Raw genomic sequence first — 26509 nt, forward strand, 5'->3', positions numbered from 1 at the left:
TCTTATTTTTTCAGCAGAAGATAAAGGAAATAAGGAGCGCCTATAAAGGCGACAACAATACCAGCGGGCAGCCCATCCACCGTCGCTATATTCCGTCCAATCGTGTCTGCCAGCAGCAAGAGCCAGCCGCCGATCAAGGAAGCGACAGGGAGTACGTACTGATGCCTGGCACCAACAAGCGCTCGTGCGATATGCGGTGCCATCAAACCAACAAAGCTTATGCCGCCAGCAACCGACACAGCTGCCGCAGCAATTGCTACCGCTGCAATCATAAGAATGATACGATCGCGATTCAGCTGAACACCTATCCCAACTCCGACTTCTTCACTCAGCGCCAGCACATTGAGCCGATTCGCCATGTAAAGCGTAAGCGGCAGAATGATAAGGATCCAAGGCAGCAGGGCAAGGACGAATGGCCAGTCCGTGCCCCAGATATTTCCCGCGAGCCATTTTGCGATGAAATCCACTTTTTCCCTGTCAGCAGAGGATATCAGGACGATCATCATACCGGATAAAGCCATGGAAAAACCGACACCGACTAATACAAGCCGGACCGGCTGGAGACCGTGCTGTTTGCTGTAGGAAAAAAGATAAATCAGCATGGCTGTCACAAGTGCACTACCAAATCCTACAAGCGGCAAGGCATATGCAAAGCTTCCTGCATCGATCGGCATGAATAGGAAAAATACCGCGATACCCAATCCGGCACCGGAATTAATACCGATGATTCCGGGATCTGTCAGATCATTTCTCGTGATTCCTTGGAGGATTGTACCAGACAGGGCCAATGCCATTCCAGCTAATAGTGTAACTGTAATACGAGGAAGCCGAATATCGAACAGAACAAATGATTCAGGAAAAGTCCCATTGCCAAATAGTGTCGGCAGTAACCGATTATAAGATAACGAGGCAGGACCAAGCCCCATTCCGATGACGATTGTAACAAGGATCAACGCAGCCAGAGAAATCATCAGGATAGCCTGTTTGCTTTTCTTTGCTGTTTTCATGAGTAAGCGCGACCTCCCCGGTGGACGATGAATAAGAAGAATGGCAAACCGAGCGCAGCCACGATGGCCACAAGCGGTGTTTCATATGGTGCATTGATCGTCCGGGCAGCTGTATCAGCGAGCAGCATGAAAGTTCCTCCGGCAAAAAAGGATAACGGCAGTATATAACGATAATCCGTACCCGCAAAAAAACGGACAATATGAGGAATCATCAGACCGATGAATGTCATGTTACCGACCAATGCAACTGATGCTCCTGCCAAAAGGATAGTTACAAGGAATAATAATGCTTTGATTGCAAAAGTTTTCTGACCAAGGCCAACAGCTACTTCATCACTTAAGCTGAGCAGTGTTAGCTGATGCGAAAGAAATAATGACAAGATGATTCCAGCCAGTATGATTGGAATAACGAGCTGTAGCTGCGTCCAGTTAACACCGACTAGACCGCCGGCTGTCCAAGCAGAAACTTGCTTGGACAGCTTGAAGCTTAAACCGATTGCTTCGGATATCGCATATAACAAGGCGGATACAGCAGCCCCAGCCAAGACGACCTTCACTGGGGAAAGACCGCCAAGACGAAGCGATCCAATCCCGAATACTAGTCCTGCACCGACAGCTGCTCCGATGAAGCAGGCAATAATAATAACAATATAATTTGCTTGGGGGATGAACGCCATAGCAGCTGCCAGCGCGGCATTGGCTCCGGCTGTTAAACCGAGCAGTCCCGGATCCGCCAGCGGATTGCGTGTCATGCCCTGCATGATGGCACCCGCCACAGCTAAAGCCGCTCCGACAAAGAAAGCCCCGACTTCCCGCGGCAGACGATTTTCACGGATTATTAATATGTCTGCATTATGTTGACTGGTGAATATTGCACCCCACACATCCCGAAAGGATATATCAGCAGCCCCGAATGATAAAGCCACAGTGAATGCTGTAAGGGAAAGCATGATTCCAACTACAAGTTTCAGAGTAAATGGTATGTTCTTCATCAGGCACGCATCTTTCTATGTAAGATAAGGGAAAGAGCCTCCTATTTCCCTAGGAAGCTCTCTTTAATAAAGTCTAACTGGTAATCCAGTGTATTGGAATCGTTAAAGTAGAAGGCATTTCCATCGACTTCGTATACATGATTGTTCTTTGCAGCAGTCGTATTCTGGAAGGACTCGGAATCCTCGACAGATGTATCCGTATCATCGAATTTACTGAAGATCACGTAGTCGCCCATGTACTCTGGTAATACTTCCGTTGATAAAGCGAAGTAGCCGGCCTCCAGTGCATCCGCTTTTACTTTCTCTGGCATATTCAAGCCCATTGCCTGGTAAAGTACTTCTGTTCCGCGTCCCCAGTTATCACCATATACGTAGAGCTGTTTATCAAAGTTCTCGACAACAGAGACTGTTGCATCAGGACCAATTTTCTCCTTAATCTGTTCACCAGTTTCCGCTGCGCGTTTTGTAAAGTCATCGACCCAAGCCTGTGCTTCTTCTTCTTTATTGACCAGTTTGCCGATTTCCACATGCTGATCAAGATAATTCAATTTACCGTAAGTAAAAGTCACTGTAGGGGCGATTTCTTTTAGCTTATCTAGATTTTTTAAACTGGTAAACCCAATGATCAAGTCCGGTTTGAGTTCGATGATTTTCTCCAAATCATCCTCTGTCACTTCTTCGGCATCCTTTAACGCATCTTCAAAGCGTGGATTCTGCATTGACCAGGCATCAGCTCCGACAATTGGCACATCTAAATCGATTAAATCACCAACGTAAGAGGAAAGCACTACCACGCGTTCCGGGTCAGCGGGCACCTCAACTGGGCCATTTTCGGATTCGTAAGTGAATGTGTCGTTCCCATCGCCGGTTGAACGCGCCTTTTCTTCAGAACCAGAAGAATTATTGCTGCCGCAAGCAGCTAATACAATCACTAAAATTAATAAGACCGGGAATAGCTTTTTCATTATGTATATCACTCCTCATTTTATAGGGGGGAGTGCCCTGTTAGGGGGACAGGGCACCAGGGTTATACGATGAGAATGAGAATGATTATCAATCTCGCTTGATTACATCATAAAGGCAGAAAATTTAGATGTCAACATTGATTTCGAGAAAATTTTCCGTTATATTTGAATGAGAATGATTATCACTATCGGATTAAAGGAGGAGTCAGTGTGCAGGAAGAATTGCTGTATGATGTTACCATCATTGGTGGAGGTCCAGCGGGATTATATTCCGCTTTCTATAGTGGGTTACGGCAAATGAAGACGAAAATCATCGAGTTTCAGCCTTATTTGGGCGGCAAGCTCCATGTTTATCCGGAAAAGATGATTTGGGACGTAGGCGGATTACCGCCGCTTCCGGCAGGCAAACTGATTGACCAGCTGACAGAGCAGGCGCTTACCTTCGATCCGGAAGTGGTATTGAACGAGAAGGTAACAAGCATCAAGCGAAACGATGATGGAATCTTTGAGCTCCATGCGGCAAGTGGTACAGTCCACTATTCGAAGACAATTATTGCAGCGGTCGGCGGCGGAATACTTAATCCGCAAAAACTGTCCATTGAAGGCTGTGAGAGATTTGAGGTAGCAAATCTCAACTATACAGTGAAAGACATGCAGCGTTTCAAGGATAAGACTGTCATCATCTCTGGCGGCGGAAACTCTGCTGTCGATTGGGCAAACGAGCTGGAGCCCATTGCGAAAAGGGTATATGTTACATATCGCAATGAGGCGCTGAAGGGACATGAAGCATCAGTGGAACGCTTAATGTGCAGCGGTGCTAAGTGTTTCCTTTGTACATCGATCACAAAGCTCGTGGCGTGTCCGAACCAGCAGCATATTGAACGTGTGGAATTGACGAATCATGAAACGAACGAAACTACTTTCTTGCCAATTGATGAGGTAATTGTCAATCACGGCTACGAACGGGATATGGATTTGATTCAAAATAGCGAAGTGGATATTGAGCTTGTGGATAATTACTATATCGCTGGAACGCCGAGCGGGGAATCCTCTGTACCTGGTCTGTTTGCAGCAGGAGATATTTTGAAGCATGATGGCAAGGTCACTTTGATTGCCGGCTGCTTCCAGGATGCAGCGAATGCTGTCAATAAAGCGAAACAGTATATCGAGCCAGCTGCAGACGGCTGGGGTATGGTTTCCTCTCATAATGTATTGTTCAAGCAGCGTAATCGTGAGCTGGCAAAGAAATTGGTATAAGAGCGCATATTGTGCGCTCTTTTCTTTTTGGGATATGCGGATGAATCAATCAGACTATCGGCAGGTATTCCATAGGAAAAACACTTAGTATAACTGAATCAGAAGTAAAAGCCTTTTTATGAGTAAAGTACCTTTATTTTACAAATGATTACAATATCTGCTTATTCCTTCTGTTTCGGTGGTATAGCTTATCGAGGTGATGAGATGGATAAAAGATTTCTGATTGCGCCATTTGCTGCATTACTCCTATTCCTGTGTGGCTGTGGGGCAAGCGCAACCGATGAGACTGCAAGTGACGAAAATACAAAAAGCGAAGCAGCAGAAACGGAATCATCTGCTAATGAGAATCAAGAATCATCTAATTCAGATACAATTGCTAGTGAAGACAAAGAAGCAGCGGAACCAGATGAATTTTTTGCAGCAGAAGAGGACAGTACAGCAATGCCTAAAAGTGATCCTCCTGTCCAAGAGGAAGCAACAGACACATTGGAAGCTGACACCCTGGAATCGGAAACTTCATCTGCTGAACCTGTAGATGGAAAAGTAACATTTGAAGGTGTGACCTTCGAGCTGCCGTCTGAGTATATCTCTTTAGGTGAAATGGAAGAAATGGGCATACCTATGGTGGGGTATCAATATGGATCCACCACGCTCAGTGTCGTAGCGGAAGACATTTCTACATTTCCCGATCTTACACTGGAAACATATATTGCACTTGCAAAGCAGCAAACAGGCTATGACTATACAAGTGATGTAACGTATGAGATTAAAGGCATGGAAACAAATGAACTTATCAGCAAGATGGATGGCTTCACGTTACAGCAAAATACGATCATCCATGACGGAACTGCATATATTTTTTCTTTTAATACACTGGATGAGACGTACGAACAAGATAAGGAAGTTTTCCGAGCTATATTGGAATCAGTCTCGTTTGAGGGTGAAAGTAACGTGTAGAGAGCTGTCTATTAGGCAGCTCTTTTGTGTGGTGATCAAAAGACTTGTTAGTAATAGGGAAGAATTTGGTAGAGTATAAATTGTTTTTATAAGGATTTTCCTGTATATACTTTGATGCTAAGCTAAAATAATAGAAGTTTGCACGGCATGAAAAATCACAATTCGGTTGGTAGTCCGGATGCATTTTTGCAAGTAGCCTTCCCTCCTCGGGATGTCCATCATGCCAGTACGTGCACAGAGGAGGAGTTAGTATGAAACTTACGATATATTTTGACGGGCAATTTTATACAGGGATTATCGAAATAGAAATATCTGGTCGCTATCATGCGTATAGACATTTATTTGGAAAGGAACCTAATAGTGAAGAGGTCTTGTATTTTGTTAACCATGAATTATTGGGATTGATAGAAAATAAAAGCGGATCTGGTATTCAATTTAAAGAAGAGAAGCGGAGACCTATAAACCCAAAACGATTGCAAAGACTAGCTGCTAAGGAATCCAAAAAAATGAGCTTATCTACAAAGGCAGAGCTGGCTCTGAAACAAAGCTATGAAGAAAATAAAAGGAAGAAACAGATTAGAAAGAGACAATTCTTGGAGCAACATAAGGCTCACAAGCGTCAGCTCAAAATTATGAAGAAAAAAGCGAAGCATAAAGGAAGATAAAAATTCACCAGGTTCACATAGAACCTGGTGAATTTTTTACAATTTGTGAACTCTTTCCACAATCGCTGCCGTTACATCCTCTGTACGATATGTCCCGCCCAAATCAGGAGTCAGAATCCCAGCCGCTGTCACATCTTCAATAATATCCAGCAGTTTAACTCCAAGCTCTTCCTCACCAAAATGATCGAGCATTAACTTCGCTGTCCATATTTGCCCGATCGGATTAGCAATTCCTTTACCTACAATATCTGGAGCGGAACCGTGGACGGGCTCGAACATGGAAGGGTATTTACCATTCACATTGATATTGGCAGCAGGAGCAATACCGATACTTCCCATAATGGCGGCTCCGATATCGGTAAGAACATCTCCAAATAGATTGCTTGCGACAATAACATCGAAGCGCTGCGGCTGCGTAACAAAGAAGGCGGCGAGGGCATCGATGTGCTGACTGTCTGTTCCGATATCTGGATAATCACTTTTCACAGTTTGAAAGACTTCATCCCAAAACGGCATAGAATGTACTATTCCATTTGACTTTGTTGCGCTTGTTACATGTTTTCGGCGCTTTGCGGCAAGCTCAAAAGCATAGCGCATCGCTCTTTCTGTGCCTCGTCTTGAGAAAATTGCGTTTTGAATTGCCACTTCGTCTTCACCACGGAAGATCCGGCCGCCCACTTCGCTGTATTCCCCTTCACTATTCTCCCGTACAACTAATAAATCGAAGTCCTTCGGGTTGGTAAGTGGTGAGGTAATACCTTTCAATAGTTTGGCAGGTCTGATATTGATGACCTGTTCAAATTCTCGCCGTATCTTGATCAGCATACCCCACAAGGAAATATGATCCGGAACTAGCTTCTGGTTCCCGACAGCACCGAGAAAAATAGCATCTGCATTCTGCAGGCGATCCAATGCATCGTCTGGCATCATTCGGTTGTGCTCCAGATAATATTCGCAGCTCCACGGGTACTCGTCGAATGCGAACTGCAGACCGCCATGAACCTCAGAAATCGCTTTCAAAACTGTCTGTGCTGCAGGAACTACTTCTTTTCCTACTCCATCTCCTGGTAAGCTTGCTATCTTTAATTTCTTCATACGTCTCCTCCTTGTTTCGCTTCGATGATAGTTTCCCGCATTTCTTATGATTTTGACTTTATGAGACAGAGATAATGTAATCCAAAGGAGTGCAGCTGTTATCTGGAACAGCCTTCGGTAAAAGGATATCCAGTCCTTCTATCAATGATAGCGGTTACTGTTATTATAGCTGAGTGAAATAAAATTCGAAAATAATTCACGGTGATTTATTTGAAAATACAGCATATATACCTTATAATTTCGATAAGCTAGTATACAAGAGCGGAGAAAAAAGCCTCCATCCCGGTAACGAGATGGGGGTTTTTTTTTAAAATTGAAAGGAGGCGATTCCCTTGGGAAGGTGAAGGTGCTGAATATATTGCCGCTGCGGAAAAAGACACCAATATAGAAAAACAACATCATACGGAGGTGAACCCCTGTTTAGGGGGAAAATTTGGACCCATTATTAGTACTTAATCTAGCTTTAGTAGCCTTGTTCATCATTCTGACGGCATTCTTCGTCGGTGCCGAGTTCTCGGTCGTAAAGGTACGTATGTCACGAGTCGAGCAGCTCATCGAGGAAGGAAACAAGAACGCCTTAGTCGTCAAGAAGCTAGTCCATAATCTCGATTACTATTTATCTGCTTGTCAGCTTGGGATTACTGTTACTGCATTGGTACTTGGTGCATTAGGTGAACCGACTGTAGAGAAGATATTACACCCAGTATTCGATTACTTCGGTTTTTCAGAATCTCTTTCTACCATTCTTTCATTTGCTATCGCCTTTGCGGTCGTGACTTTCCTGCACGTCGTTATCGGTGAGCTGGCTCCGAAAACATTGGCAATCCAATATACAGAGAAGATGACGCTCATTCTGGCGCGTCCGCTGTATTGGTTCGGAAAGCTGATGGCACCTTTTATCTACACACTGAATGGATCTGCACGCGTATTCCTGCGCATGTTCGGTGTTAAGCAGGTTGCGCATGAACAGGCCCACTCCGAAGAGGAACTGAAGATTATTATGGCACAAAGCTTCCAGAGCGGTGAAATCAACAAAACTGAGCTGGATTATATGGAGAACATCTTCACATTCAACGATCGCGTCGTCAAGGATATCCTTGTTCCGAGAACACAGGTTGTCGCGATTTCTGATACAATGACACGCCAAGAAATCCAGGAAATAATGGTGGAGCATCAGTATACACGCTATCCTGTAACAGAAGGCGGTGACAAAGACCGGATTTACGGCTTTGTTAACGTCAAAGAAATGCTGACTGATTTCACGTCGAAAGAAGACAAGAAATTAGATGCTTTCATCCATCCAATCCCGACAGTGCATGAAGGAACAAGTCTGAATGATACGCTGCTGACAATGCAGAAGAGACGTGTTCATATCGCGCTAGTAGTCGATGAGTACGGCGGAACTGCTGGTATTGTGACGATGGAGGATATGCTTGAAGAGATCGTCGGGGAAATACGCGACGAATTCGATGAAAATGAAAAACCGGACATCCAAAAGGTTTCTGAGAATAAGTACCGTTTGAATGGCCGTGTCCTGCTTGAGGAAATCGAAGAGCAATTTGACATTCGTTTCATTAACGAGGCAGAAGTCGATACAATCGGCGGATGGATGCTCACCAATCTTAGAAGTATCGAGGAGCATCGCGTCATAGAAGCTCATGGATATGAGTGGGAAATAACGGAGACGCTGAATCATCAGATCGTTGAAGTGGAAATGCGCAAGCAAACCCAGGTCGAACAGCTGGAAGAAAGCATTTCCAATTAAATAAACGCCGCCCAACTGAAGGGGCGGCGTTTTTTGCTGTTGGAAATACTTTTGCAATCCATATATATAGTATTAAAAACCATAGTGAAGTATACTATGGTTGTTATTTATTAACAAACAAGATAATGTTTTTTGATAAATAGTAACATTATATGTTGACAATTAACATTATAAAGCATATCATGAACACATAAGATGTTCATGATTAACAAAGGTGATACAAAATGCAGCCAAATGAACGCAGAAATGTGATTTTAGAACAATTAAATAAGAATGAAAAGATAGATATCGATGCATTGGCAGCGGAGTTGAATGTATCTGCTATGACAATCCGACGAGATTTAAACTACTTGGAGGAACAGGAGCAGATCATCCGGACGCTGGGTGGTGCAATTCTCAACAAGCCGCTGGTGATGGAGTCGTCATTCCAGACAAAAGAAGGTAAGCATGCTGAGGAAAAGCGTCAGATTGCGAAACGGGCTGTTGAACTGGTGCAGGAACACTTTACAATCCTCCTTGATTCAGGAACAACGACACTTGAAATCGCAAAGCTGCTAAAGCAGAAACGAAATCTGACCGTCGTTACGAATGATATCAAGATCGCAGCTGAGCTGATGGACAGTGAGGTCAAGGTGATTCTGACTGGCGGAGAGATGCAGAATAATATCGGGGCGCTATTTGGTCCGCTCACAGAGCAGACATTGCGTAACCTGCATGTAGATCTGTTTTTCCTAGGTGCCCATGCAGTTCACCTGCAAGTTGGTGTGACGGCGCCTACTTTTGAGAAGGCTTCCATCAAGAAATTGATGGTCGAATCAGCTCAGGCAACTTGGCTGGTGGCAGATTCGAGCAAGCTGGATCAAAAGGCGCTGGCGAAAGTTTGTGACTTGGAAGTATTATCCGGTGTCATTTCGGATAGCGGTATAAAGGCTTATCATCCGAGAGAATTACCGGAGCTTTTGGAGGTCGTAGCAGCAGAGGAGGAAGCCTGATGAAGATTGGTGTAATTGCAGATGATCTGACTGGTGGGAATGGAACTGGTGTTAAGCTGACGAAGCTTGGATATAACGTTGCGACGATGGTCTTCTACGATCATCTTCCTTCTTCAGAACAGATTAACGGTGTGATTGTCGATACCGATAGCCGGTATGTGAAAGAGGAGGTTGCACACCGTCGTGTGAAAACGGTTGCGGGGAATCTGAAGAAGTGGGAAACGGATATCGTCTGCAAGCGAATCGACAGTACAGTGCGCGGTAATATCGGCGTTGAGCTTGATACACTGCTCGATGAATTGGGGACACAGGCAGTTGCTGTTGTCGTACCGGCTTACCCGGATTCCGGACGAATCGTTTCTGGCGGGTACTTGCTTGTTCACGGTGTACCTGTTCAATTGTCAGATGTAGGGAAGGATCCGGTTAAACCGGTTACAGAGTCACATGTACCGAAATTGGTTGAAAAACAGAGCAAATTTACAGTAGCAAGCATCGGCCTTGAAACAATCCTTGCAGGCAAGCAAGCGATCGAGAGCAAGATGCAGGAAGCAATTGACGCGGGTGCCAGAATCATTGTTCCAGACGTCATCACGAATGAAGATATTGATGCGGTAGCAGGAGCTATGGCAGAGCTTGAATCCTATCAAATGGTGCCAGCTGATCCTGGCCCGCTGACAGCAGCATTCGCTCGAGCATTTAGCAGGAAGCGAATGAAGGATAAAAAGATTATTGTCACAGTTGGAAGTGTAACATCGAATAGCTCAAAACAGCTGCAATATCTGAAGGACAAAACGAATCTCAGACCAATTTATGTAGACTCCAAGAAGCTGGCAACAGTAGATGGTGTTTGGGATGAAGAGGTAGATCGGGTAATTGCGCTGGCAAAGCAGGAGTTGGAGAAACAAGACATCTTGTTAATCACAACTGATGCACCAGGTGCTGAGATTCTTGATTTGAAAACGCTCGGGGCACAGCAGGGTGTGAGTCAGGATGCGTTAGCGAAACGTATTGCGGACGGTCTCGGCAAAATTACAAGAGTGGTTGTCCAGGAGAGCAAGTTCGAAATTGGAGGCTGCTTCTCTAGTGGTGGAGATGTAACCGCTTCACTATGCTCGATAAGCAGAGCAGAAGGAATTCAGCTGTTGGATGAGATCTTGCCGCTGATCGCTTATGGAAAGTTTATGGGAGGATACCTGGATGGTATTCCGATTGTAACTAAAGGCGGCACGGCAGGTGGAACAAAAGCAATTTATACAAGCGTGAAATATTTGGAAGCTAAATTTTAAGGAGGAATAACAATGGCAGAAAGAGCAATTATCGCAATTCCAATGGGAGATCCAGCAGGTATCGGACCAGAGATCACAATGAAATCACTAACAAAGCAGGAAATTTACGATGTATGTAAACCGCTTGTGATTGGTGATACTGCAGTCATCAAAAAAGCGATTGAAATCGTTGAAGCGGATCTGGAAGTAAATGAAGTATCTTCCCCGACAGAAGGAAAATACGAATTAGGTACAGTCGACGTAATCAACTTGGACAACATCGATATCAATACACTAGAGTACGGCCAAGTTTCTGCTCAGGGCGGCCAAGGCGCTTTCGAATATATCAAAAAATCTGTTGAGCTTGCGATGGATGGTCAAGTGCAAGCACTTGCGACAACACCAATCAACAAAGAATCTTTGAAAGCAGCGAAGGTTCCTTACATCGGACATACAGAAATGCTGGAAGACCTAGCTGGTTCTGATGATCCGCTAACAATGTTCGAAGTAAACGGTATGCGTATCTTCTTCCTTACACGTCACCTTTCTTTGAAAGATGCTATTGCACAGATGACAAAAGAAAGAGTACAAGATTACTTGATTCGCTGTGACAAAGCACTTCAGCGTCTCGGTGTGGAAAATCGCCGCTTTGCAGTGGCAGGCTTGAACCCGCATAGCGGTGAAGGCGGCTTGTTCGGCTGGGAGGAAGTAGAACAAATCAAACCAGGTATCGAGCTTGCTGTTAAAGATGGTATCGATGCAGTCGGACCTGTTCCTGCTGACTCTGTCTTCTTCCAAGCACTAAACGGCAAGTACGATGCAGTTCTTTCCTTGTACCATGACCAAGGTCATATCGCAGCGAAGATGACAGACTTCCACCGTACTGTTTCCATCACGAATGGCCTGCCGTTCTTGCGTACATCCGTCGACCACGGTACAGCATTCGATATTGCCGGCAAGAACATTGCGGAAAGTATCAGTATGGAAGAATGTATCAAAGTTGCAGCGCAATATGCACCAAACTTTACTCGTACGACGCTTTAAGCAAAACAACATACCGGAAGATTGGAAGGATGTAGAAGTCCTTCCTTTCTGACGGACAACAATGTAAACACTTACAAAGAGATTTGGGGGAAATCATCATGCCATTACTGATCATAGCTTTAGGTGTACTATTATTGCTTATCATGATTATGGGACTTAAACTGAACACATTCGTTTCCTTGATCATTGTTTCCTTTATCGTCGCATTGCTGCTAGGAATGCCGATGTCAGAAGTTGTTGGCTCAATTGAAAGCGGTTTAGGCGGCACACTCGGTCATATAGCGCTGATATTCGGTATGGGTGCTATGCTTGGCCGTCTGATTGCAGACGCTGGCGGTGCCAACCGCATTGCGACTACGCTTATTGATAAATTCGGCGAAAAACGTATTCAGTGGGCTGTTCTATTTGCGTCCTTCATCGTTGGTATCGCATTGTTCCTTGAAGTAACAATCGTTTTGCTTATTCCGATCATCTTCTCGATTGCAAAAGAATTGAAAGTATCGATCGTGCATCTTGGTTTGCCGATGGTAACAGCGGCACTAGCAACACACGCATTCCTGCCGCCGCATCCGGGTCCGACTGCAGTAGCAGCTGAATATGGTGCAAATATTGGTCTTATGCTTATTTATGGTATCATCGTTGCGATTCCTACGGTTATCCTTGCAGGTATCCTGTATCCGAAGCTAGCTAAAAAAATCGTTCCAACTGCTTGGACACGTGAGGGCAGTGAATCGTTTGGTGTTGCAAAAACATTTAAAGAAGAAGAAATGCCAGGTTTCGGTATCAGTGTTTTCACGGCACTATTCCCAGTTATCCTCATGGCAATCGGTGCAGCTGTGGATATCCTGCAAGCAGAACGAGGGTTTGCTGACAATATGTTGATAGAAATCATCCGCTTTGTGGGTAACTCCTCCACAGCGATGGTAATTTCTCTATTAGTTGCGATATACACAATGGGGATAAGAAGAAATATTCCTATTAAGAAACTGATGGATTCTTGTGGATCGGCTATTAATGCACTTGGTATGCTGCTATTGATCATCGGTGGAGGCGGAGCCTTGAAGCAGGTTCTTATCGATGGCGGTGTTGGTGACTATGTAGCTTCTATCTTTGCAGATACATCCATGTCTCCAGTGTTCTTTGCTTGGATGGTTGCTGCAATCCTTCGTATCTGTCTTGGTTCTGGAACTGTTGCTACACTGACAACGGCTGGTTTGGTTATTCCGTCACTAGGTACAATGCCAGATGTGAACCTGGAGCTGGTAGCACTTGCAACTGGTGCCGGAAGTGCGATTGCATCTCACGTCAATGACGCTGGATTCTGGATGGTAAAAGAGTCACTCGGAATGACATTGAAAGAAGCTTTCGGTACGTATACAGTTCTTTCAACAGTTGTGGCGGTATCGGGTCTTGTATTCACAATGATTCTGGATATCTTTATCTAATATAAGAAACGGGTACAGCCAAGGCTGTATCCGTTTCTTTTTTATGCCTCTTATTAGTTGGATAACTCTGTTAAATCCTATAGACAAATTTACACAGCAGGATAATTTTTCAAGTTAGATGAATCCTTACAACACTTGAAAGACACATCCAATTGCGACACTATTTATTTAAAGGGAACTAATAAAAGGGGTACTTATGAAAAAGAAATTTATGATTGCTGTACTGTTGATAATTATCGCTATCTTAAGTACACATTTTATTAACAGATACATTGCAGAGAAGAAAATCGATCAATATATCGAAGACTATGGTATTACCAAAGATGATATAAGTGAGGAGGGATATCCACTATTCAATTCATTGAGCGCACCGAAAGGATATTTTAAATCAATAAGCACAAAGGAAGATGGGGAAAATTATTATATTTTTAGGTATTTTAAAGACAAAGTCGAGTTCTATGGTGTTGTAGAAGGTAATGAAGTTTCAATTGATGATAAGTTAATCAAAAAACTTAAACATCAACCTTCTGAAAAAGTTCTTCCTTAACATCTTAAGTTTGCATCAAGTAAAAAAGGAGAACAGCTTAGCTGTTCTCCTTTCATTTTTATATTACTGAGCTAGGTAACCGCCATCAACTACAAGCGTTTCGCCTGTTACGAAGTCGTTTTCAGTCAAGAATACGATAGCGTGTGCGATTTCATCCGCTTTGCCAAGACGGCCGATTGGGTGTTTCGCTACAAGTCCATCATAGAAGTCACCAAGAGCTTCTTTGTTCACCATTCCTGATTCAACGAATCCTGGGTTTACAGCGTTAACACGAATGCCTTTATCGCCATATTCCACAGCAAGAGATTTAGTCAATGTGTTAACAGCACCTTTGCTGGCGTTGTAAGAAAACGCACCAGGCTGTGCAACGAAGCCTAGAACAGAAGATGTATTGATGATGACACCGCCGCCTGATTTCAGCATTTCCTGGATAGCATACTTGGAAGCCAAGAAGATACCATCTTGGTTGATCGCAATTACTTTGCGGTAATCTTCATAAGAAAGCTCATGAGTTGCGCCCATACCGCCGATACCAGCGTTGTTCACAAGAATATCAACTTGACCGTAGTGTGCTACTGTTTGATCGATCAAGTTTTTAATAGAATCTTCTTCAGCAGCGTTGAACTCAATGAATAGAACGTCCCCGCCAGCTGCTTTCAGTCTGTCTGTTTCTCTTTGTCCTGCTTCAGCGTTATAGTCCGCAATGACTACTTTACCGCCTTTATTTACATAAGCTTCTGCGGCTGCAAGGCCGATGCCAGATGCTGCTCCTGTAACGATTGCTACTTTTCCTTCGATTGTTGACATATGCGTTACCCCCAGTTTGTTTAGGTAAATTATCCTACAACTTTATGATGAACTTTTGAACTAAAGAAGTCAAGAAATTGACACATTATTAGTAATTTCTTCATATTAAAAAGGGTAGTGTTCGTAAACACTACCCTTTTTAATATCTCAACTATTTAACATACTTATACACAATTGCCTCATACGGTCTTAATGTATCCTTATTATCCACATGTGGATAATTACTGATAACACAATGCTTTTTATCCCAATCATCCACACACTCCCTGGGGATATCGTAGTGTGCTTCTTCACCCGTCATGTTTAGCAGGATGACCCATTCTTCATCATCCAGCCTGCGTATATACCCAAAGATTTGCTCGTGATCATTCAGGATAATCTCAAACTCTCCATAAACCATGATGGAATTTTCCTTACGCAGCCGAATCAGCTTTCGATAAAATTGCAGAACGGAATCAGGATTCTCAACACCGGATTGCACATTGATTTCCTTATGATTTGGATTGACTGGCAGCCATGGTGTGGCGGTTGTGAACCCTGCATGATCAGAGGTATCCCACTGCATTGGAGTTCTGGCATGGTCTCGGGTCTTATTCCGTATCCGATCCATAATAGTCGTTTCGGATTCACCGTACTGATTCACTTTCAAATCATAGTAGCTGAGTGCTTCTTGGTCATCTATTGTATCAATAGAATCGAAATGCGGATAGTTGGTCATGCCAAGCTCCTCTCCCTGAAAAATGAACGGCGTTCCGCGCAAAGTATGCAGCATCGTAGCTAGCAGCTTTGCCGATGGAATCCGATATTCTCCATCATCTGCAAAGGTGGAAACCATTCGCGGAGCATCGTGGTGGCTTAGGTATAAGCCGAACCAGCCACCGCCATCTCCAACGTCCTTTTGCCATTTGCGAAGTACCTCTCGGAAATCGTGTACTGTCCATTTCTTACTCTTATACTTATCTTCATCCTGATCAGCGAGCTCCGTTGCTTCAGCAGAAAGTACCATATCCATTTCTTCCCGTTCCGGCTTCGTATACCGAAGTACATCATGATCATGTACGGCAGATGTTTCACCTGCTGTGAAAAATTCGAAATCCTTTTTCAGCTCTCTGTTCATTTCATGGAGATAGTCGTGGATGTGTGGGCCGTTTTTAAAGTAATCCTCACCTTTAGCCTGCAATGCATCCTGGTCGGAATCTGGGAAGCGACGATCCTTTGAGATGACATTCACTGCATCAATACGGAAGCCGTCTATCCCTTTTTCCAGCCAGAAACGCATTATGTCATATATTTCTTGGCGAACTTGCGGGTTATCCCAATTCAAATCAGGCTGTTTATCACTGTACAGATGCAAATAATATTCCTCTGTTTCCTCGTTCCACGTCCATACAGGTTGTCCAAGATGGGAGAGCCAATTCGAGGGTGGGGAGCCATCGTGGCTTCCTTGTTCCCAAATATAATAATCATGATATGGATTATCCTTAGAGGATTTCGCTTGCTGGAACCATTCATGCTCAATAGAGGTATGGTTCGGGACGATATCGAGCACAAGCTTAATGCCGCGACGATGAAACTCTGACAGTAAGATCTCGAATTGTTCCATGGTTCCGTACTCTGGCTGAATCGCTCTGAAATCCTTTACATCATAGCCGTGGTCAAAATCCGCGGATACATAGATTGGCGGAAGCCATACTGTATCCACTCCGAGATATTCCAGGTAGTCTATCTTCTCTAATATACCGCCAAAATCACCAATACCATCCCCATTGCTGTCTTTAAAGCTGCGGGTATACAACTCATAGATAACACTTTCTTTCCAATACTTTCTCTCCATCTGATCACCTGTCCTCCAAATTTTCATGTAGGACTATTCCCTTACTAGAGATAAATGAAAACCGCCAAGCTTAGTGAAAGCAAGGCGGTTGAGTATTAGCTGCGAATTTTCTTGATGATGAAGAGAAGTAACTAGCCGCTGCAGCGATTCCTGCTGCAACGTACGGGGAGATTTCCAGCTTTATTTAGATGGATAGTTTCCTCGCCTTTTCCTCCATATATAATCGATAGTAATTGCAAGAAAGTGTTCACACGAAAGGCTATTTTGTTTCGATTACTCTTTAGACTCAGCCTTTTTCGCTGCTATTTTTCTCAATCTGCGGTACAGCAATAATCCAGCCAGTCCATACACTAGTCCAAGCACAACAAAAGCAATTCCTAAATAAAATTTATCACTAGCCCAAATCATCACAGCAATTCCTGCGAGGATACAGAGTATACCAAGGAAGAGTATATAAAGGGCGTTCTTTTTCAACATAAGTAAAAGCCTCCTAAACGGTGTTAAACTCGTACTATTATAACAGAAAAGCAGGATCATTTTGATACGTTATCTATTAAACTGGAAGCCTTTCCGATAAAATGGAACTAAGACATATTGCGGGGGGAGACAGCATGCTGAGTTTGGTTCCATTAATGATTGAGCGGGTAGGTATCATTTTGATAACGGTTTTCCTGTTCTCCCAATTGAAAGCGTTTCGACGGCTTATTCTTCATAATCAATCAATGAAGGAGAAGCTCCTTTTATTGCTTATTTTCGGCTTCTTTGGTGTGTTGAGTAACTATACGGGCGTGGAAATACATGGTGACAGCCGTATGGCAAACACGTGGTTATTGGACATTGAAGCGGATAGTGCCATTGCAAATACACGGATACTTGGAGTGACGATCGGAGGCTTGCTGGGAGGACCTTTCGTTGGACTGGGTGTTGGTTTGATAGCTGGTTTGCACCGATTATTTCTAGGCGGATTCACAGCCGAGGCTTGTGCAATCTCGACTGTGTTAGCTGGTTTAGCAGCGGGCTATTTCGGACGACGGCGCAAACAGAAAAAACAGCTGACAGCAGGTTATGCTATCCTGATCGGTGTTTCAATGGAAATCATCCAGATGGCGCTGATTTTGTTATTAGCATCCGACATGGAACCAGCTTGGCAGCTTGTTCAGATCATCGGTTTGCCAATGATTGTGATCAATGGAATCGGCATGCTGCTGTTCATGCTGATCATCCAGATCATTCTGCGGGAGCAGGAGCGTACGCGAGCATTGCAGACGAATGCAGCATTTGCTATTGCAGACAGGACGCTCCCTTATTTTCGGAAAGGGCTGAACACAGATTCGTGTAATAAAGTTGCTGAAATCATGCTGGAATGGACAGAGGCCGATGCGATCGCAATCACAGATAAACATGGTGTACTAACTCATGTTGGCGTCGGGTCTGATCATCACTTGCCAATCCATGGTTTTGCTACCGAGCTGACAAAGCGTTCGCTTCGGGAAGGCCGTGTACTGACAGCTAAATCACAGGAAGAGATTTTATGCTCCCATCCGAACTGCCCGCTGCGTGCGGCGGTCGTTCTGCCGCTTCGAGTCGGAGAGGAAACAGTCGGCACGTTAAAGCTGTATTTCATGAATCCCAATGATTTGACGCGGGTGGAGCAGGAGCTGGCAGAAGGGTTAGCTAATCTATTTTCCACACAGCTGGAACTCGCTGAAGCAGAGCAGCAGAGCAAGCTGCTGAAGGACGCTGAAATCAAAGCATTGCAAGCACAAGTACATCCGCATTTTCTATTTAACAGCATCAATACGATATCCATTCTTTGCAGAACGGACCCGAATCAGGCGCGTCGCCTGCTGCAGGAGCTGAGCCGCTTTTTTCGGAGCAACCTGCAGGGTGCAAGGCATATACTGATTCCGCTTGAGAAAGAAATCGAACATATTAGAGCTTATATAACGCTTGAGCAAGCTAGATTTCCAGAAAAATTCATGTTGCAGCTTGAGATAGAGCCGCGCTTGGAGCAGATACTAGTCCCGCCATTCCTGCTGCAGCCATTGGTGGAGAATAGTGTGAAGCATGGGTTTCGTGACACAGAAGCAAACGGAATAATCCTGGTCAGTATCAAAAGAAAAGAGGGTTATGTCAGCATTACTGTGAAGGATAATGGACGCGGAATCGAACAGGATAAGCTGAATCAAGCAGGTCAGCAGACTGTCGATTCGGTAACAGGAACAGGCACAGCACTGATTAATATACGTGAACGGCTGGAAGGTATTTATAATCACGAGGCAACTATGCTTATTACGAGTAAGCAGGAGGCAGGCACCTCGATTCGTATCCAGCTTCCAAATAATCAGAAAGGGGAGATACCATATGATGACAGCCTTTATCGTCGAGGATGAACCGCTCGCCCGGCAGGAGCTTGTCTTTCTTTTGGAAAACAGTGGGGAAGTCGAAGTTGTCGGGGAAGGATCTACGTTAACCAAAAGCTATGAAGCCATTCGTAACACAGCGCCAGATGTTGTCTTTTTGGATATAGAACTTGCTGAGGGAACTGGTCTGCAGCTGGCTGAGAAACTGCAAGAGCTGCCAAAATCACCATCCTTCGTCTTTGCTACAGCGTATGATGACTATGCTTTACAAGCATTTGAGCTGCACGCAGCGGATTACTTGCTCAAGCCGTTCGACGAACAGCGGATCAATCAATGCATTCACAAGCTTCAGCGTATGATCCCGGCTGTTCCAGAGCCTAAAACGCCAATTAAAAAGCTGCCAGTCATGGAGGATGAACGGATTTCCCTGCTGGACATCCAATCTATCCTATATATCACTACGCAAGGCGGTAAAACCCAGATTAAGACACTTCAGAAGCTCTTCCATTTGAATGAGCCGCTGGCATCTGTGGAAAAGAAGCTGACAGATTCAAGTTTTATGCGTGTCCATCGCAGTTACATCGTTCAGCTTGAACATGTCACTGCGCTAGAGCCATGGTTCAATTCCACTTATAATCTTGTGATGGAGGATGGCTCTAAAGTGCCAGTCAGCAGAACCTATGTTAGGGAAGTCAAGGAGCGATTTGGTCTATGAATGAGCTAACTGAGGCGATTAGTCTAAGAGAAGCAGGCAAGCTGACAGAAGCCAATGAAAGGTTGATTGAGTTGGCTTCTGCTTATCCGGATGATGCGGAAATACAGTACCAATGTGCGTGGAGCTTTGATGTGCTTGGAGAGGAAGCTAATGCTGTACCATATTATGAAAGAGCAATTGAAATTGGATTATCAAGTGAGAATGAAGAAGGAGCTTATTTAGGGTTAGGAAGTACATACCGAACACTCGGACATTATAAAAAAGCTGAGCAAATCTTGAAGGAAGCAATGAAGCTCTTCCCGAAAAATAATGCTTTTCCAGTTTTCTACGCCATGGTGAAATATAATCAGAAAGATCATGGTGTAGCAATGCAGATTCTCCTTCAATTGCTGGCGGATACCACCTCGGATCGTGACATCTTGGATTATCGGAAGGCAATTGCTTTTTATGCGGATAAGCTTGATATCGTATGGAGTTGAGAAGTAGTTAAAGCAAAAGAAAAGCCCCACTCACGATCAGGGAGAGGGGCTTTAAATATTATTGAGCTGTATAACCGCCATCAACAATCAAGCTGTTACCAGTCATGTAAGAAGAGTCGTCGGAAGCTAGGAATAAAACAGCTTTCGCCATTTCTTCCGCTTTACCAAGACGTTTCATTGGTGTCATCGTGGAAAGTGCCGCTTTGTCATCTTCTGGGATGATTGGTGTGTCGATGAAGCCTGGGCATAATGAGTTTACGCGGATGTTTTTGTCCGCATACTCAAGTGCAAGAGAACGTGTAAGGTTCACAACGCCGCCTTTAGCCGCATTATAAGCTGCAGATCCAGGTGAACCAACCCAGCCATACATGGATGCAGTGTTCACGATATTTCCGCCGCCGTTAAGAAGCATTACGCGAAGTGCTTCGCGGGCTACTAGGAAGACACCGTCCAAGTCCACGTTTACTGTAGTGCGCCATTCTGCATAATCCAATTCATGTGAAGGATGGACACGACCGATTCCGGCATTGTTGAATACAATATCAATCTTGCCATAAACAGAAACTGCTTGTTTGAATAAATCAGCTACTTCTTGTTCACTTGTAATATTTGTTTTGATGAAGACTGCTTCTGTACCAGCTGCTTTAAGCTCTTCCTCCACCATTTTTCCTTTTTCTTCGTTCAAGTCGACTAATACCAGCTTAGCGCCTTCTGCTGCGAAAAGCCGAGCTGTAGCAGCGCCAATTCCTGATGCTCCCCCTGTAATTAGTGCAACTTTATTTTGTAATTTCCCCATTTTTGTTTCCCCCAGTATAATAGAATTAAATCGGTTACAATTTAATTGTAATACTTTGGACACATTACTCAATCAGTAGCTGAAAAGCAGATGTTTATGTATTAGACAGAAATTCTTATACTGTCGGACTAAGGGGGGAGTTTATTATGGAACTGGAACAAGATTCGACATCAAAACGGCGTAATCGGACAAAAACGCATTTTCGTGAGGCATTAATCAAGCTGATTAAGAAAAAGGGATATCATGCTGTCACAGTGAAGGATATTGTCGAAGAAGCAGCATATAACCGCAGTACATTTTATTTTCATTACCAAGATAAGATTCAATTGGCAGAGGATTTGCTCGACAGAATGCTTGCAGGGTTAGAGCAGTCTGCAGGAATCACCTACACGCAAGGAAGAGAAACGTCGACAAAGGAACTGACTAATTCATCTTTCTCAATTATTGCTTACTTCTATGAAAACAAAAGCTTCTTTGATTTAATCAATTATGAGGACACGCTTCCAGGTTTGCACACACGTTTGCCAAATATGATTCGGAAAATTTATACAGAACAATTCGAATTCACTACTATAAATAATATGCAGGTGAATATGGACTATTTCAAAGTCTATGCAGCATTAGGTTTTTATGGCCTTATATGCGACTTGATTGCAGAGGACTTCCAAACACCAGAGGAACAGTTTGAAAAGGACGTTATTGAACTATCACAAACGCATATTCAATCAGTAAAATTTATCGGACTAAAATATGCCGATCATTAAAAAAAGCTCAGCCTCTACATATTAAAAGTGAGGCTGAGCTTTTCTGGGTGAATTGCCTGCGCGAGCGCTTATCAGACAGGTTTATTTTCATCTTGTTCTGTTTTCCACCATAGGGCATCCTCAGGATTTTCTACAGCCTCTTTATAATCAGACTTCGTAGCGACTGTTGGGTAAGATCCTTTTAAGGATTTCCCTGAAGTACTCTTGAACAAGAATAGAATCACTAGGAATCCAATGATACTCACGATTGTTAAATACCAGGCTGGTGCTAAATTATTCCCCGTTTGGTGGACGAGCCAGGTGGAAACTAATGGTGTCGTACCACCGAAAATGGAAACCGAGACATTAAACGTTACAGATAATGTCCGATATCGTATATCTGTGTAAAACAGCGTTGGCAATGATCCGGGGATAGACCCTTCATACGTTGCAAGCAGCACACCTAGAATGAGAATACCTATCGAAACATACACCAGCCCATTCAAGTTCACTAAATAAAAAGCAAACGCAGAAAGGAGTGTTAATCCGCCTAAACCAATTAAGAATACCGTTTTGTTTCCGATTTTATCACTGAGTCGGCCGAACAGTAATGTCAGTGGCACCATGATGATCATGACAAGTGTGATCAATACGGTACCTACTGTACTGGATAAGCCAATGATTTCATCTAAATAAGAAGGCATGTAAGATAACAGCATATAGTTTGTCACATTGAAGAATGCAACAGCTACGAAACAAACAATAATATCTTTTTTGTGGTTTTTCAGTATAGACAGGAAGCTTTCTTCCTCTTGTTCCTGTCCTTCATTACTCGAAAGTTCGTTTTCATAAATCGGCGATTCCTCTAAGCTCTTTCTCAAGTACAAACCGATAAGTCCTAACGGTAATCCGAGCAAGAACGGGATTCGCCATCCCCATGAGGCCATCTGTTCATCCGATAAAGCGATAAAGAGTATGCTGGCAACAAGTGAAGCCAATATATAACCTGTCAGTGTACCAATTTCCAATCCGCTTCCCAGGATATTACGCTTATTATCAGGAGAAGACTCGGCAATATAGACCATTGCACCAGCGTATTCACCACCAGTCGAGAAACCTTGGATGATTCTGGCGACTAATAACAATATCGGTGCTCAGATTCCAATTTGATCATAAGTAGGCAATAACCCGATGAGTAATGTAGAAAAGGCCATTAAAATAATCGTGGTTGTTAGAACGACTTTTCTTCCGGATCTATCACCGATTTTACCGAATATAATACCGCCTAAAGGGCGCATTAAGAAAGCAATTGCAAATGTCGCAAAGGTAAACACTAATTTTAACTCATCATTTTGTACAGCACTAAAAAAGTTTTGACTGATAATAACAGCCAAATAGGAATATAACCCAAAATCAAACCATTCCATCGCATTTCCTACTCCGGTAGCAAATACGCTTTTCTTCGCTGTTTGAATATCTACAACGTTGATTTTCTTCTTGTTAAATTTCATTTTTTTGTCAACTCCATGGTATACGGTTATACAAGGACAACAAATTCAGTTAAACTGGCATCAAAATCCTGCGTTTCGCTAAGGGCAACGGAAAGAACCAGCTAAGCTGTCATATGAGGAAAATGTATCTAACTGTTATCACCCATACTTCTTGATTTAAGGTTTAATCCATCGTTCTGCTTACATGTAACATATTGTGCGCAAAAGCTCTTTAACCATACTGAAATTTGATTTAAAAATGTAATCAAAAAAGCTTTCAAAGCGTATTTGAAAGGTTTTGGATCCAGTAAGTTGAATTGTATTAACCATAATAAATCAGCAAGTAAAGGGGAGTATATTCCTCCTTTCCTCTACACATATTTCCATCTATTCAGTGAATACACAGCCATAGTTATCATCCAACATAAGGATGATCCTTGTTATACACCGCTCTTATTTAACTCATATAAAATTACCCTGTTTGACTACAAACTAAACATAAAATTTTTGCAATGTACGATTTGCATGGTGAATTGATATATAACACGGTGTACTTCCCTGCATTTTTTCTATATAATACCGACATGAATTCATATACATGTCGCTACTTCGAGCAGAGACAATATAAGTGAAATTATAAGCAGTAAAGCAGACAGAAACAGAGGTGCCAGAAATGAAATTCAGTGAATTTGAAGCAGGACAGCGGTATGAAACGAAAAGCATCAAGCTTTCTAAAGAAGACATTATTGAATTTGCAAAAGTGTACGATCCCCAATATATGCATATAGACGAAGAAAAGGCCAAGCAAGGGCGCTTTGGTAATCTGATTGCGTCAGGAATGCAGACAATGAGTACATCCTTCAAGCTGTGGGTTGAGACTGGCGTTTACGGAGAGCATGTAGTCGCGGGGACCGGAATGAACAATATTCAATTCATAAAGCCGGTTTATCCAGATGATGAGCTTCGGGTTGTCGTTGAAGTGATCGAAACTGTCCCAAAACGTCGCGGCAATGGTATTGTGACGGTACAGTTAAGCACATATAATCAAGATGAAGTAAAAGTATTCCAAGCAGAGCTTAGCGCACTTATTGATAATTAGGCAAAAAGGAGGCATCTATAAAGATGCCTCCTTTTTGCTTCCGGTTATTTCATTTATAGCTTTTTCGAAGCAGATATTCACGGTCCGCTGGTTGGAACGGGTCCGATGCATAACACCAGCAGGGATTGTGAATAGGTCACCTGGCTGTAAGCTGACTGTCCTTTCAGCGAGGTCTATGTATAATTCGCCCTCGAGTACAAAGAACGCTTCATCACAATCATCATGCTTATGCCAATGATAGTCCCCTTCAATGACGGCTAGGCGTACGACATGATCATTCACTTCACTAACGATTTCATTCATATATGTCGAAGAGCTCTTTGTCAGGTTCAGCAAGCGCAGCAGCTCGAGCTGTCCGATTGGTTCAACTGCTGCGGAGGAACGAAATTCAGATTGAAGCAGACTGAAGAGAAGAACATCCTGAAACTTCCCATCCCATTTCCTTCCTTGACGAATGATGCCTTCCTGGCGGAAGCCTGCACGTCTGACCAAGCGCTGAGAAGGAATATTATCAGCATTGACCTTGACCTCGAGCCGATTCAGCTGCAATCTATCAAAGCCGATGTGCAAAAGTTCCTGGAGAGCTGCGGTCATGAAGCCTTGGCGCCAAAAGGTACTGCCGAGCTCGAATTCGATCTCCCCTGTTTCATGCAGGAAGTTCAAACGTTTGAATCCACAAGTGCCAATGACGGTCTGATCATCGTGCTGACGAATTGTGTACCGGCTAGTATGCTTCGTCTGTTCCAGCTGCTTGATACGGTTTTTCACTTCTGATAAAGATTGTAAAACAGGATAACGTGTCCATTTTGTTACTGCTGCGTCTGACCAGATCGGCAGCAATGCCTGGGCATCTTTTTCGGAAATCGGCTTTAGTAAGACTGAATTATGAGACATATGCTCCTCCTTATAATGATACTTCTGCCGTTTCTTGTTGTAATTTCCGTGGACTAGGATTGCAAAGCTAATTTGTAATAATAGATAGCCATATCGTCTTGTCCGGTTTCCGTAAAGTACGCTGCCAGTTCACTGGCATAAGTTCGGACATTGAACTTATCGCCTTGCTCTAAAAAGAAGTCAATTCCCTCTGTCCACACTGTTTCGAAATTTGCATGATCGACAAACTTCTTGTGCAGCATAGCAAATTCCCACTTGAATATATCATCTTTCTCCTCGATGCTAAGCTGGAATCCTTCCTGGTATGCATCCATTGCCTTGTCCTGCTGTCCAGTTTTCCAATAAGAATCTGCCAAGAGGAATAAGGTCTTCAAATAAGCAGGATATGTCCGATACTTCCGGGCAGCCATCAAATATGGGATAGCTGCTAATGGCATTTGCTGTGCAGCATATAAGTTCCCGATATTATGTTGAATTAATGCAGCCAAAGCACCTTCATTTTTGAAATCTGTATGAGAAAGGGCATCATTTAAAGCGTTCTCTGCTTGCGTGAATTCTTTTTGATCGATAAAGTTCAGTCCTCGCATTAAAAGACTGCGAGCAAGCAGATAGCGGTAAGCGGGGTGTTTTTCAAATACGTTCACTGCATATTCTGTATGGAAGACAGAAAGAGATGAAATGTCCAAGTAATAATACGTCATCGCTTTGCGGAAGTGGAAGTCGCCTTGCTCTACTTCATCATCAATAAACGGGAGATATTCCTCCGCCAGTTCAAAGGAAGCCAGTGCACACATATATTCCTTTTCCTCACCTAAGCGCATACCCTCAGCAAGATGATAATAATAATGTAATGCAGGAACAAAGGCATGCTTATACTTGCCTGCTTCCTCGTGATAATATTTACTTTTCTTCAAATCCGATACAAGCACATGAAACCTGCAGGAGAGCAGTAAAAAGACTATGTAAAGTGAATCCTCCTGTTTCAGTTTCTCTGCCCGGTTTGACAATTCATGATACATATCAGAGGCTTCTTGCCTTTTCCCAAGCCGGATATGCATATACCAATCCTCTAAAGCCGCTGTCAAATCTTGATCTAATACGAGCAAACTCCTATCCATATGCGTCCCCTTTATAGTCGTCTTTCGTTATATTTTACCATTTCCGTCGAAATTTGTAGATAAACATGCATAAATATGTAAGTTACAAGAAGATTACAGAATGTGCGAAGGGGGAAAGTATATACTATATCTCAGGAAGAGCGTGTATAATACTGCTATAGATAGAGAGGAAAAA

The 26509-nt window shown here is 43.4% G+C and carries 24 protein-coding genes and 1 pseudogene; 14 read left to right on the top strand and 11 right to left on the bottom strand.

The window, feature by feature from the left end:
• Positions 1 to 2 precede the first annotated feature (2 nt).
• From ACH6C1_RS01090 to ACH6C1_RS01100, 3 genes are read right to left on the bottom strand one after another with little or no spacing between them, the layout of a single operon-like run.
• Positions 3 to 1007 (bottom strand): FecCD family ABC transporter permease, encoded by a 1005-nt coding sequence (locus ACH6C1_RS01090; protein ID WP_366248212.1) that lies wholly within the window; start codon positions 1005 to 1007, stop codon positions 3 to 5.
• A complete protein-coding gene (locus ACH6C1_RS01095) occupies positions 1004 to 1999 on the bottom strand; it encodes a FecCD family ABC transporter permease (RefSeq protein WP_374073853.1) in 996 nt (331 codons plus the stop codon). The genes ACH6C1_RS01090 and ACH6C1_RS01095 overlap by 4 nt, the downstream gene beginning before the upstream one ends.
• 41 nt (positions 2000 to 2040) lie before the next feature.
• Positions 2041 to 2964, bottom strand: a complete 924-nt coding sequence (locus ACH6C1_RS01100; protein ID WP_374073855.1) for an iron-hydroxamate ABC transporter substrate-binding protein — start codon at positions 2962 to 2964, stop codon at positions 2041 to 2043.
• A 210-nt stretch (positions 2965 to 3174) separates the two neighbouring features.
• Between ACH6C1_RS01100 and ACH6C1_RS01105 the strand changes: the two genes are divergently transcribed.
• The 3 genes from ACH6C1_RS01105 (at position 3175) to ACH6C1_RS01115 (ending at position 5843) form a co-directional block, all read left to right on the top strand.
• Entirely contained in the window at positions 3175 to 4221 is a 1047-nt protein-coding gene (locus tag ACH6C1_RS01105) for an NAD(P)/FAD-dependent oxidoreductase (protein WP_374073857.1), read from the top strand.
• A 204-nt stretch (positions 4222 to 4425) separates the two neighbouring features.
• Positions 4426 to 5178 carry a hypothetical protein gene (locus tag ACH6C1_RS01110; protein ID WP_374073859.1) on the top strand — a complete coding sequence of 251 codons (753 nt, stop codon included), beginning with the start codon at positions 4426 to 4428 and terminating at the stop codon, positions 5176 to 5178.
• A gap of 251 nt (positions 5179 to 5429) precedes the next feature.
• The gene (locus tag ACH6C1_RS01115; protein WP_374073861.1) at positions 5430 to 5843 is read left to right on the top strand and encodes a YjdF family protein; all 414 of its coding nucleotides are present in this window, start codon (positions 5430 to 5432) and stop codon (positions 5841 to 5843) included.
• Between the two features lie 36 nt (positions 5844 to 5879).
• On the opposite strand, the gene ACH6C1_RS01120 is transcribed toward ACH6C1_RS01115, so the two are convergent.
• Entirely contained in the window at positions 5880 to 6938 is a 1059-nt protein-coding gene (locus ACH6C1_RS01120) for a tartrate dehydrogenase (protein WP_374073863.1), read from the bottom strand.
• Between the two features lie 433 nt (positions 6939 to 7371).
• Between ACH6C1_RS01120 and ACH6C1_RS01125 the strand changes: the two genes are divergently transcribed.
• From ACH6C1_RS01125 to ACH6C1_RS01150, 6 genes are all read left to right on the top strand, one after another.
• The gene (locus ACH6C1_RS01125; protein WP_374073865.1) at positions 7372 to 8703 is read left to right on the top strand and encodes a hemolysin family protein; all 1332 of its coding nucleotides are present in this window, start codon (positions 7372 to 7374) and stop codon (positions 8701 to 8703) included.
• Positions 8704 to 8927: 224 nt separating this feature from the next.
• Positions 8928 to 9695, top strand: coding sequence for a DeoR/GlpR family DNA-binding transcription regulator (locus ACH6C1_RS01130; protein WP_095221774.1), 768 nt, complete (start codon positions 8928 to 8930; stop codon positions 9693 to 9695).
• A complete protein-coding gene (locus ACH6C1_RS01135) occupies positions 9695 to 10981 on the top strand; it encodes a four-carbon acid sugar kinase family protein (RefSeq protein WP_374073867.1) in 1287 nt (428 codons plus the stop codon). The genes ACH6C1_RS01130 and ACH6C1_RS01135 overlap by 1 nt, the downstream gene beginning before the upstream one ends.
• Before the next feature lie 12 nt (positions 10982 to 10993).
• The gene (pdxA, locus tag ACH6C1_RS01140) at positions 10994 to 12004 is read left to right on the top strand and encodes a 4-hydroxythreonine-4-phosphate dehydrogenase PdxA (protein WP_374073869.1); all 1011 of its coding nucleotides are present in this window, start codon (positions 10994 to 10996) and stop codon (positions 12002 to 12004) included.
• A gap of 98 nt (positions 12005 to 12102) precedes the next feature.
• Entirely contained in the window at positions 12103 to 13449 is a 1347-nt protein-coding gene (locus ACH6C1_RS01145; protein ID WP_366248200.1) for a gluconate:H+ symporter, read from the top strand.
• Between the two features lie 196 nt (positions 13450 to 13645).
• Complete coding sequence (locus ACH6C1_RS01150; protein ID WP_374073872.1) at positions 13646 to 13996, top strand: hypothetical protein; 351 nt, start codon at positions 13646 to 13648, stop codon at positions 13994 to 13996.
• A 63-nt stretch (positions 13997 to 14059) separates the two neighbouring features.
• Here ACH6C1_RS01150 and ACH6C1_RS01155 read toward each other — a convergent pair whose 3' ends face one another.
• The 3 genes from ACH6C1_RS01155 to ACH6C1_RS01165 all read right to left on the bottom strand — a co-directional run bounded on the left by ACH6C1_RS01155 (position 14060) and on the right by ACH6C1_RS01165 (position 17114).
• Positions 14060 to 14803: an SDR family NAD(P)-dependent oxidoreductase gene (locus ACH6C1_RS01155; protein WP_374073874.1), complete on the bottom strand. Its 744-nt coding sequence runs from the start codon at positions 14801 to 14803 to the stop codon at positions 14060 to 14062.
• Positions 14804 to 14954: 151 nt separating this feature from the next.
• Positions 14955 to 16664 carry a glycoside hydrolase family 13 protein gene (locus ACH6C1_RS01160; protein ID WP_374073876.1) on the bottom strand — a complete coding sequence of 570 codons (1710 nt, stop codon included), beginning with the start codon at positions 16662 to 16664 and terminating at the stop codon, positions 14955 to 14957.
• Positions 16665 to 16910: 246 nt separating this feature from the next.
• The gene (locus ACH6C1_RS01165) at positions 16911 to 17114 is read right to left on the bottom strand and encodes a hypothetical protein (RefSeq protein ID WP_366248192.1); all 204 of its coding nucleotides are present in this window, start codon (positions 17112 to 17114) and stop codon (positions 16911 to 16913) included.
• A gap of 134 nt (positions 17115 to 17248) precedes the next feature.
• Here ACH6C1_RS01165 and ACH6C1_RS01170 point away from each other — a divergent pair, with 134 nt between their 5' ends.
• Genes ACH6C1_RS01170 through ACH6C1_RS01180 form a run of 3 tightly spaced genes read left to right on the top strand, consistent with a single transcriptional unit; the run spans position 17249 to position 20194 of the window.
• The gene (locus ACH6C1_RS01170; RefSeq protein WP_374073878.1) at positions 17249 to 19030 is read left to right on the top strand and encodes a LytS/YhcK type 5TM receptor domain-containing protein; all 1782 of its coding nucleotides are present in this window, start codon (positions 17249 to 17251) and stop codon (positions 19028 to 19030) included.
• A complete protein-coding gene (locus tag ACH6C1_RS01175; protein ID WP_374073880.1) occupies positions 19002 to 19715 on the top strand; it encodes a LytR/AlgR family response regulator transcription factor in 714 nt (237 codons plus the stop codon). Before ACH6C1_RS01170 ends, ACH6C1_RS01175 begins: the two co-directional genes overlap by 29 nt.
• Positions 19712 to 20194, top strand: coding sequence for a tetratricopeptide repeat protein (locus ACH6C1_RS01180; protein ID WP_374073882.1), 483 nt, complete (start codon positions 19712 to 19714; stop codon positions 20192 to 20194). Before ACH6C1_RS01175 ends, ACH6C1_RS01180 begins: the two co-directional genes overlap by 4 nt.
• A gap of 58 nt (positions 20195 to 20252) precedes the next feature.
• Here ACH6C1_RS01180 and ACH6C1_RS01185 read toward each other — a convergent pair whose 3' ends face one another.
• Positions 20253 to 20990: an SDR family NAD(P)-dependent oxidoreductase gene (locus ACH6C1_RS01185; protein WP_095221744.1), complete on the bottom strand. Its 738-nt coding sequence runs from the start codon at positions 20988 to 20990 to the stop codon at positions 20253 to 20255.
• A gap of 146 nt (positions 20991 to 21136) precedes the next feature.
• Between ACH6C1_RS01185 and ACH6C1_RS01190 the strand changes: the two genes are divergently transcribed.
• Positions 21137 to 21754, top strand: a complete 618-nt coding sequence (locus tag ACH6C1_RS01190; protein ID WP_374073885.1) for a TetR/AcrR family transcriptional regulator — start codon at positions 21137 to 21139, stop codon at positions 21752 to 21754.
• A 71-nt stretch (positions 21755 to 21825) separates the two neighbouring features.
• Here the strand turns inward: ACH6C1_RS01190 and ACH6C1_RS01195 are convergent.
• Positions 21826 to 23244: pseudogene (locus tag ACH6C1_RS01195) on the bottom strand (MFS transporter).
• 652 nt (positions 23245 to 23896) lie between these two features.
• Between ACH6C1_RS01195 and ACH6C1_RS01200 the strand changes: the two are divergent.
• Positions 23897 to 24322, top strand: a complete 426-nt coding sequence (locus ACH6C1_RS01200) for a MaoC family dehydratase (protein WP_366248185.1) — start codon at positions 23897 to 23899, stop codon at positions 24320 to 24322.
• A gap of 15 nt (positions 24323 to 24337) precedes the next feature.
• Here ACH6C1_RS01200 and ACH6C1_RS01205 read toward each other — a convergent pair whose 3' ends face one another.
• A complete protein-coding gene (locus tag ACH6C1_RS01205; RefSeq protein ID WP_374073887.1) occupies positions 24338 to 25216 on the bottom strand; it encodes a GNAT family N-acetyltransferase in 879 nt (292 codons plus the stop codon).
• A 53-nt stretch (positions 25217 to 25269) separates the two neighbouring features.
• On the bottom strand, positions 25270 to 26334 hold the full coding sequence (locus tag ACH6C1_RS01210) for a response regulator aspartate phosphatase (RefSeq protein WP_374073889.1): 1065 nt from the start codon (positions 26332 to 26334) through the stop codon (positions 25270 to 25272).
• Between the last annotated feature and the right edge of the window lie 175 nt (positions 26335 to 26509).

The sequence above is a fragment of the Terribacillus sp. JSM ZJ617 genome (assembly GCF_044383785.1).
Classification (GTDB): Bacteria; Bacillota; Bacilli; order Bacillales; family Amphibacillaceae; genus Terribacillus.

What these genes read in the sequence shown, in the direction of transcription:
- ACH6C1_RS01090 (WP_366248212.1), bottom strand. Translation starts at nt 1,007, where the DNA reads ATGAAAACAGCAAAGAAAAGCAAACAGGCTATCCTGATGATTTCTCTG.
- ACH6C1_RS01095 (WP_374073853.1), bottom strand. Translation starts at nt 1,999, where the DNA reads ATGAAGAACATACCATTTACTCTGAAACTTGTAGTTGGAATCATGCTT.
- ACH6C1_RS01100 (WP_374073855.1), bottom strand. Translation starts at nt 2,964, where the DNA reads ATGAAAAAGCTATTCCCGGTCTTATTAATTTTAGTGATTGTATTAGCT.
- ACH6C1_RS01110 (WP_374073859.1), top strand. Translation starts at nt 4,426, where the DNA reads ATGGATAAAAGATTTCTGATTGCGCCATTTGCTGCATTACTCCTATTC.
- ACH6C1_RS01115 (WP_374073861.1), top strand. Translation starts at nt 5,430, where the DNA reads ATGAAACTTACGATATATTTTGACGGGCAATTTTATACAGGGATTATC.
- ACH6C1_RS01120 (WP_374073863.1), bottom strand. Translation starts at nt 6,938, where the DNA reads ATGAAGAAATTAAAGATAGCAAGCTTACCAGGAGATGGAGTAGGAAAA.
- ACH6C1_RS01130 (WP_095221774.1), top strand. Translation starts at nt 8,928, where the DNA reads ATGCAGCCAAATGAACGCAGAAATGTGATTTTAGAACAATTAAATAAG.
- ACH6C1_RS01135 (WP_374073867.1), top strand. Translation starts at nt 9,695, where the DNA reads ATGAAGATTGGTGTAATTGCAGATGATCTGACTGGTGGGAATGGAACT.
- pdxA (WP_374073869.1), top strand. Translation starts at nt 10,994, where the DNA reads ATGGCAGAAAGAGCAATTATCGCAATTCCAATGGGAGATCCAGCAGGT.
- ACH6C1_RS01145 (WP_366248200.1), top strand. Translation starts at nt 12,103, where the DNA reads ATGCCATTACTGATCATAGCTTTAGGTGTACTATTATTGCTTATCATG.
- ACH6C1_RS01150 (WP_374073872.1), top strand. Translation starts at nt 13,646, where the DNA reads ATGAAAAAGAAATTTATGATTGCTGTACTGTTGATAATTATCGCTATC.
- ACH6C1_RS01155 (WP_374073874.1), bottom strand. Translation starts at nt 14,803, where the DNA reads ATGTCAACAATCGAAGGAAAAGTAGCAATCGTTACAGGAGCAGCATCT.
- ACH6C1_RS01160 (WP_374073876.1), bottom strand. Translation starts at nt 16,664, where the DNA reads ATGAAAATTTGGAGGACAGGTGATCAGATGGAGAGAAAGTATTGGAAA.
- ACH6C1_RS01165 (WP_366248192.1), bottom strand. Translation starts at nt 17,114, where the DNA reads ATGTTGAAAAAGAACGCCCTTTATATACTCTTCCTTGGTATACTCTGT.
- ACH6C1_RS01170 (WP_374073878.1), top strand. Translation starts at nt 17,249, where the DNA reads ATGCTGAGTTTGGTTCCATTAATGATTGAGCGGGTAGGTATCATTTTG.
- ACH6C1_RS01175 (WP_374073880.1), top strand. Translation starts at nt 19,002, where the DNA reads ATGATGACAGCCTTTATCGTCGAGGATGAACCGCTCGCCCGGCAGGAG.
- ACH6C1_RS01180 (WP_374073882.1), top strand. Translation starts at nt 19,712, where the DNA reads ATGAATGAGCTAACTGAGGCGATTAGTCTAAGAGAAGCAGGCAAGCTG.
- ACH6C1_RS01185 (WP_095221744.1), bottom strand. Translation starts at nt 20,990, where the DNA reads ATGGGGAAATTACAAAATAAAGTTGCACTAATTACAGGGGGAGCATCA.
- ACH6C1_RS01190 (WP_374073885.1), top strand. Translation starts at nt 21,137, where the DNA reads ATGGAACTGGAACAAGATTCGACATCAAAACGGCGTAATCGGACAAAA.
- ACH6C1_RS01200 (WP_366248185.1), top strand. Translation starts at nt 23,897, where the DNA reads ATGAAATTCAGTGAATTTGAAGCAGGACAGCGGTATGAAACGAAAAGC.
- ACH6C1_RS01205 (WP_374073887.1), bottom strand. Translation starts at nt 25,216, where the DNA reads ATGTCTCATAATTCAGTCTTACTAAAGCCGATTTCCGAAAAAGATGCC.
- ACH6C1_RS01210 (WP_374073889.1), bottom strand. Translation starts at nt 26,334, where the DNA reads ATGGATAGGAGTTTGCTCGTATTAGATCAAGATTTGACAGCGGCTTTA.